Source organism: Kytococcus sp. HMSC28H12, from assembly GCF_001816045.1.
Taxonomy (GTDB): domain Bacteria; phylum Actinomycetota; class Actinomycetes; order Actinomycetales; family Dermatophilaceae; genus Kytococcus; species Kytococcus schroeteri.
The window spans coordinates 1-1,415 of the sequence record NZ_KV824678.1; the positions used below are offsets into that span (position 1 = coordinate 1).

Sequence of the window (1,415 nt, forward strand, 5' to 3'; positions counted from 1 at the left end):
AGCAGCACCGCGGCCGCGAGGAGCAGCGCCATCCCGAGCGCGGCAGGCCCCGAGGACGGCCACGGCACCGCGCCGTAGGGCACCGCGGCACCCCACCGCGCCGTCAGGCCGATCACCTGGGCCGGCACCGCAGCCACCCAGGCCGCCCACCCGGCCACCAGCGGCGACACGGGGTGCACGAGCACCACGACCACCCCACCGAGCGTGGCCGGCGCCACGAGCGGGGCGGCGAGCAGGTTGGTGAGCAGGCCGACGACGCTCACCTGCCCCTGCAGCATCGCCACGACCGGCGAGGTGGTGACCGCAGCCGCCACGGGGATGACCAGCCCCTGCGCCACCGGCTCGGGCAGGCGGGGCCACCGCCTGCGCAGCGCCGCGGCCCACGGCCTCACGAAGAGCACGAGCCCGAGGGTGGCCAGCACCGAGAGCGCGAAACCGTACGACCGCGCGAGCCAGGGGTCCCACAGGAGCAGCACCACCATGCTGGCCGCGAGCGCCGGGAAGGACGCCGCCCGACGGGAGGCGGTCATGGCGACCAGCCCGACCGCACCCATCACCCCTGCGCGCAGCACCGACGGCTCCGGGCGGGCCAGCACCACGAACGCCACGAGGCCCGCCGCGGCGGCCCACGGGCGGGCGCGCCGGGGCAGGCCCACGCCGGCGGCCACCCACAGCACGGCCCCCACCACGATGGCGACGTTGGACCCGCTGACCGCGCTGAGGTGGGTCATACCGGTCTCGGTCATGGCCTGGGTCAGGTCCTCGGGCGTGAGCGAGGTGTCGCCGAGCACCAGTCCGGGCACGAGTCCCCGGGCGTCGGCCCACACCGGGTCCACCGCCTGCCGCAATCCCTCCCGCAGCCCCTCGGCCACCCGCCACCCTCCCCCGGGCGCCGCCACGTCCTGCGGGGCACGGGCAGGGGTGAGCACCGCGACCACGTCGTCCCCCGGCTCCGAGGGCGCGAGGCGGCCGCTCACCGTGAGCCGCGTGCGCCAGGTGAGCCCGTCCCAGCCCCGACCCGGCTTCGCCAGGACGAGCAGCGGGGCGTCGGCCGTCGACTCCTGCCCCCGGTGCACGATGCGGTGGGCCCGGGCCCGCACGAGCACCAGCTCGCTGCGGCCGAAACGCCCCTCGCTCACCACCCGGCGGGCGTCGGCCTCCAGGGTCACCTCGGCGGTCACCACCGACTCGTCGGCCACCGCCCGGGAGACCAGGCCCTGCTCGTGCTGCGTCTGGGCCAGTGTGGAGGCCGCCACCACGAGCGCGGTCACCACCGCCGTGGCCGTGGCGACGGCGGTGGGCACCGGCCTCCTCGGCCCGCCCCGGTGCAGACGGACGAGGCCGAGCACCGCCACCAGGGCACAGCACCCCACGACCGCCCACCGCAGCGGGGCGCCCCAGGCCAGAGCGGCGGG

Annotated in this window: 1 protein-coding gene; it reads right to left on the bottom strand. The window is 77.7% G+C overall.

The genetic code is table 11. The annotated features are described in order from the left end of the window. On the bottom strand, nucleotides 1-1,304 hold a 1,304-nt coding region (locus HMPREF3099_RS10920; protein ID WP_141762140.1), incomplete at its 3' end, for a ComEC/Rec2 family competence protein. Between the last annotated feature and the right edge of the window lie 111 nt (nucleotides 1,305-1,415).